Source organism: Streptomyces sp. UH6 (assembly GCF_013421635.1).
GTDB lineage: Bacteria > Actinomycetota > Actinomycetes > Streptomycetales > Streptomycetaceae > Streptomyces > Streptomyces abyssomicinicus.
Genome location: NZ_JACADT010000352.1, coordinates 1 through 5,401 on the forward strand (window position 1 = coordinate 1; position 5,401 = coordinate 5,401).

Consider the following 5,401-nt stretch of genomic DNA (forward strand, 5'->3'; position numbering starts at 1 on the left):
GTCGACGCCGAGTGCGTGCAGCAGCCCGGCCAGGCGGGGCAGCAGGAGCGCGGCGAAGGCGTCGGCGGCGTCCTCGTCGGCCAGTCCGTCGGGCAGGTAGGCGTCGCGCAGTGCGCCGGCCGGGTCGCGGACCAGCTCGATCAGCCGCTCGGGGCGCACTCTCTCCCGGGTGACGGGGAACCGGACGGCGGCCCCGTCCTCGCCGGTCACCGGTTCCTCCGCCGGCCCGCCCGTGGCGGGGTCCTCCTCGACGAGCACGCCGAGCAGCAGGAGGGTGGAGCGCAGCACCGGGTGGTGCAGCCGCAGCCAGTCGGCGACCAGTTGGTGGACGACGTCCTCGGCGAACCGGCCGGGGTCGAGGTCGGCGAGGGCGGGCGGGACGGTGCGCACCACCTGGACGGCCCGGCCGACCGTGCCGAGCAGGCTCTTCAGGCCGTCGAGGTCCTGCGGAGGGTTCTCGACGGCCTGCTGGAGGGCGCCGACGACGGCGGCGACGTCCTCCAGCCAGTCGGTGATCTGTTCCCCGGCGCCGTCCCCGGCGGCTTCGGGCCGCCAGCCGGTCGCGGCGAGGAAGCGGGCCAGCGCCATCGGGTTGGCGGCGGCGTCGGTGAGCGGCGCGATCAGCCGCAGCACCTCCTCCACCAGGGCCGACTGGCCGTCGGCGGGCGCCACGGGCTGTCCGTGCGGGGCGGGAGGGTTCTCCTGCGGGGTGGTCATCGCGGCGTCCCTTCGTGTCCGGGGAGGCTCTCCGCGCCGGCGGGCGGCGCGCTGTCGGGGGCCGCGCCGGGGGCGTCCGGGGCGAGTGTTCCGGTGGCCGGGCCGACGGGCAGCGGCAGGACGAAGCGGCTGAGCGGCGCGGCGGTCTCCTGTCCGTCGAACCGCCACCACAGCGTCTGGATCACGGACTTGTCGTCGTCGGCGCCCCAGGTGAAGGTGACCTCGCCGATGTTGTTGTGTCCCACGATCGCCCGCCCGGTGCCCTTGACGAGGTAGTTGAAGTGGTTGCCGGAGGCGGCGGCGTAGTCGGCGACGGCCTGCCGCGGGTCGTCGGGCGGGAAGTCCACGGGGATCGTCGCGTTCGGCCGCGAGGTGGCCGCCGGGTCGTGGTGCTCGAAGTACTCGAACAGGCACTCCCAGTGGGGTGCGGGCCCCAGCAGCCGCCGGCCGCGGGGCGGTCTGACGATGCCGGGCGACTCGGTGAGGACCGTGCGGACCGGGTCGGGACTGCCGGGCGGCCCCTCGACGTCGACGGCGATCCGTTCCCCGTGCGGCACGTTCCAGCCCAGGTGGGTGGCCCAGGGGGAGGTGAAGGCGTAGCCGAGTCCCTGCAGGAACTTGGTGCCGCCCGCCTCGTTCTTCAGGGAGCTGGCGGTCAGCTGGGCGAGGACGCCGCGGACCTTGCCCTCGGGCGCGTGGTAGGCGTGGGTGGCGCCGTACCTCATGCGCACGGCGAAGCCGTAGTGGACGTCGCCGCCGAGGGAGATCACCCGGCGGCGGCGGACCCCGTCGGGGCCGGGCGGGGCCTGGCCGAGCAGCCGGGCGAGGAACTTGTGGAAGGCGGCCTCGTCGTGGCTCCAGGCCTCGACGTCCTTCCACAGGTAGCCCGTCGGAATGACCTTCTTGATCGCCGGCTGGGCGATCTCCTCCAGCAGCGGGTAGCCGAGCACCGGGCACGGCGACAGCACCACGGTGACCTTCTCCGTGCCCCGGTCGGGCGCGGACTCGAGCATCGCCGCGTAGGCCGGGTCGGACCAGATCAGCGCCGGTGAGTCCTTGGGGCCGCCCCGGAAGACGCGCTGGGTGCGGGTGTCCACGGCGACGAGCTGGTGGGCGGGCCAGTCCACGCTGTAGTGCCAGGGCAGGGAGCCGTCGGCGCGCATGATGCGGCCCGAGTGGGTGCCGCTGGGCACCCCGGTGCGGCGGGCGATCACCGCGGCGGGGCCGGCGGCGGTGTGGTCGGGCTGGGCCAGGGCCGTCAGCAGGTCCCGTCCGGCCTCGCCCTCGGGTCCGGGGCCGAAGGCCGCGGGGATGTTGCCCCAGTGCTGGAAGACCGCGTAGGCGGCGATGCCGTTGGCGAGGAACCGCCGGCCGTGGTCGGTGGAGCAGACGCCGTCGACCCAGGAGGAGGCGATGTACCAGTCGTCGGTCACCTCGTGGTCGTCGAACATCATGTAGGTCGCGGTGTTGGCGAGCGCCCGCCGCACCTTCGGCAGGGTGCGGCGGAAGTCCTTGAGGTGGCCGCATCGGCCGAGGAAGCCCCGGTAGGTGCCCAGGGCCTTCCGGCGGAAGGAGTGCACGAACCAGAGCTTGTCCGCCTGGTCCGGGTGCGGGTGGTCGAGGACCATGTCCTCGTAGTCGTAGAACTCCGGGAACAGCAGGCGCAGGTCGAACCCGTCGGGCCACAGGGTGTCCGACCACACCATCAGGTACATGGCGCAGAATTCGGCGAGGGTCAGCAGGTGCGACTGGCCCTCGTCGCTGGTGAGGTGGAAGTCCTCGACGGTGAGCTGCTGCCGCTTGCCGGGCTTCATCAGCAGCAGCCGGTGCTCGTGGGGCAGGGTGGGGAAGGTCTCGTCGCGGCCCAGCAGGGCGCGGCCGTACTGCGTGCACATGTGCAGCAGGACCTCGGCCACGTCGTCGGCGTAGATCTGGTCGCCGGTGAGGAACAACTGCTGCGGCCGGTGCGCGGGTCTGCCGACGTCGGTCCTGAGGACCTGGTCGAGGACGGCCAGGGCGTCCAGCCCCTCGCCGTGCGGCTTGCGGCAGGAGGCGTGGAAGAAGCGCAGCTTCGACGGGTGGTCGGGCGGGGTGACGAAGCTCGGCAGATCGGGCGCGCCGGTGCCGGTGTAGAGCAGGCGGCGGCGTGCCTCGGCGCCCTGGGCGTGCACGACCCCGTCGTCGAACAGACCGGGCGCGCCGGCCGGGACCGGGGTGTCCGGGGCGGTGGTGTCCGCGGAGAACCGCGCGGTGTACCGGTGGACGGTGCCCGGCGCGAGTGCGCCGCCGGGCGCGGGCCGGGCGGTGACCGCCACGACGTGCAGGTGTTCGCCGATCCGCGCGGTGACGGCGGTTCCGCGGGCCGCGGGTTCCGGCGGCAGCGGGCCGCTGCCGCCGGGGTACACCTCCAGGGTCACCTTGCGGGCGGCCTTGAGCGCGAAGAAGACGGTGACGCCCGTGTCGTCGACGCGTCGGACCATCGGCCCCGCGAGCACCAGCGGCAGCTTCTCGATGTTCAGCGGCGGCAGTGCGGGCACGCTGCCGCCGCTCACCCCCGTATCCCCCATGTTTCCTCCGCTTCAGGGCGCGGCGGAGACACCGCGCCGGAGCACCGCCGGGTGGTCGGCCACAGCGGTTTTGCACACACATCGTGTGCTTTGCGCGCAGACATTACATGAACACGTTCTTCACGCAATCGTCACGGCAAAAACTGGATGTCACAATCCGGTTGGGCGTTCCTGGTTCCAAGTGCTTTGTCCCCGCGCCCCGTTGATCCCGGCCCGGCTCAAGGGCCCCTCGAACCGGCCGCCTTCACGTCCGGTTCACGGGGCCTTCACCGTGCCTGCCTCATGTGGAGCACCTCGGCCCACGGCTGATACACCGGGCGGAGCCGCCGCGCGGGACGCCATCGACGTGTCCGCTCTCCGCGCCGTCCGCGGCCGCCTGCGCCAGGCGCTGGACGCCCATCTGGTCGAGACGAACGACAACGGCTTCATTCCGGAGGGTTCGCCGCTCGAGGGCTACGACGCCAGCCGCGCGCCGGGCGCCTACCCGCTGGCCGAGGTGCTGGACGTCGCCGGCACCGCGATCCGGCGGAAGCCGGGTGACCTCGGCCGTCTCGTCGCGGCGATGGGGCACCCGAACGAGGTCGTGCGGTACTGGGGCGCCCTGGGGGCGACGATGCTCGACGCGCACGCGGCCCCCGCGACGAAGACGCTCGTCGCCCTCCTCGAGCACGACCCGTCCGTCCACGTGCGCATCGTCGCCGCCGAAGCCCTCGCGAGGATCGGGCACACCGGGAACAGCGTGCCGTGGCTCGCCGACACGCTGACCGGGCACGGCCACCACCGGGTCCGGCTCCAGGCCGTCGGCGCTCTGCGCAACGTCGGCCCGGCCGCCCTGCCGGTCCTGCCCCTCGTGGAGCAGGCGGCGGCCCGGGACGGCGACGGCCAGGTCAGGGCGAAGGCCGCCCACACCGCCGCCGTCCTGCGCGGTGAGCAGCCCGACATCCGCTAGCCGGCGGCGCCCGGCTCAGGCGTGCATGTCCATCACGACGCGGCCGTCGATCCGGCCCGCCAGCATCTCGTCGAAGATGTCGTTGACGTCGGCGAGCGGTCGCACCGTGCAGGTCGGCTCGATCAGGCCGCGGGCGAAGAAGTCGAGCGCCTCCGCCATGTCGCGGCGGGTGCCGACGATGGAGCCGCGGATGGTCAGGCCGAAGAGGACCGTGGAGAAGATGTCCAGCGGGAACTGCTCCGGCGGCAGGCCCACCAGGGAGAGCGTGCCGCCGCGGCGCAGGGCGCCGACCGCCTGGGTGAAGGCCGCGCCGTTCACGGCGGTGACCAGGCCGCCGTGGACACCGCCGTCGGTGACGTCCCGGACGGTGGCGACGGCGTCCGGGTCGGTGAGGACGTTGACGGCCAGTTCCGCGCCGTGCCGGCGGGCCAGCTCGCTCTTCTCGTCGGAGACGTCGACGGTGACCACCCGCATCCCCATCGCCCGGGCGTACTGGACGGCGATGTGCCCGAGGCCGCCAACGCCCGAGATGAGCACCCACTGCCCCGGCTTCACCTCGGACTCCTTGAGGCCCTTGTAGACGGTGACCCCCGCGCACAGGATCGGCGCGGCGGCGGCGAGGTCGACGCCGTCGGGGATGACCGGCGCGTAGGCCGCGTCCACCAGCATGTACTGGCCGAACGATCCGTCGACCGAGTAGCCGCCGTTCTTCTGGTGGGGGCAGAGCGTCTCCCGGCCCGTCTCACAGAACTCGCACTCCCCGCAGGCCGACCAGAACCAGGCGTTCCCGACGATGTCGCCGACCTTGAGCCGGGTCACCGCGTCGCCGACCGCGACGACCTCGCCGACGCCCTCGTGGCCGGGGACGAAGGGCGGGGCCGGCCGGACCGGCCAGTCGCCATGGGCGGCGTGCAGGTCGGTGTGGCACACGCCGGAGTACCGGACCTTGACCAGGGCCTGCCCGAGGCCGGGCGTCGGCAGGGCGACGTCCTCGACGACGAGCGGGGCGGCGAAGTCCTTGACGACCGCTGCCTTCATCACCTGCATGGCGCAACCTTCCCGTACTGTCCGGGTCCGTACCGTCCGGGTCCGTTCCGGTCCGTCCTGGTTCCCGGCCTGTGGTGACAGCAGTCTGCGGCGGCACGGCCCACGGCGCGACCGGCGGGGG

The 5,401-nt window shown here is 73.4% G+C and carries 4 protein-coding genes; 1 reads left to right on the top strand and 3 read right to left on the bottom strand.

The annotated features are described in order from the left end of the window. Both HW445_RS17410 and HW445_RS17415 read right to left on the bottom strand, forming a co-directional pair. On the bottom strand, positions 1 to 717 hold a 717-nt coding region (locus HW445_RS17410), incomplete at its 3' end, for a hypothetical protein (RefSeq protein ID WP_180221928.1). After that, positions 714 to 3,284 carry a hypothetical protein gene (locus HW445_RS17415; RefSeq protein ID WP_180221929.1) on the bottom strand — a complete coding sequence of 857 codons (2,571 nt, stop codon included), beginning with the start codon at positions 3,282 to 3,284 and terminating at the stop codon, positions 714 to 716. The genes HW445_RS17410 and HW445_RS17415, both read right to left, overlap by 4 nt. 346 nt (positions 3,285 to 3,630) lie before the next feature. On the opposite strand from HW445_RS17415, the gene HW445_RS34280 reads away from it, so the two are divergent. Then, positions 3,631 to 4,233 (top strand): HEAT repeat domain-containing protein, encoded by a 603-nt coding sequence (locus HW445_RS34280; protein WP_180221930.1) that lies wholly within the window; start codon positions 3,631 to 3,633, stop codon positions 4,231 to 4,233. Positions 4,234 to 4,248: 15 nt separating this feature from the next. On the opposite strand, the gene adhP is transcribed toward HW445_RS34280, so the two are convergent. After that, a complete protein-coding gene (gene adhP, locus HW445_RS17425) occupies positions 4,249 to 5,280 on the bottom strand; it encodes an alcohol dehydrogenase AdhP (RefSeq protein ID WP_306673332.1) in 1,032 nt (343 codons plus the stop codon). Positions 5,281 to 5,401 lie beyond the last annotated feature (121 nt).

Excerpts from the sequence above, each read along its gene's own strand:
- HW445_RS17415 (WP_180221929.1), bottom strand. The coding sequence starts at position 3,284 with ATGGGGGATACGGGGGTGAGCGGCGGCAGCGTGCCCGCACTGCCGCCG.
- adhP (WP_306673332.1), bottom strand. The coding sequence starts at position 5,280 with ATGCAGGTGATGAAGGCAGCGGTCGTCAAGGACTTCGCCGCCCCGCTC.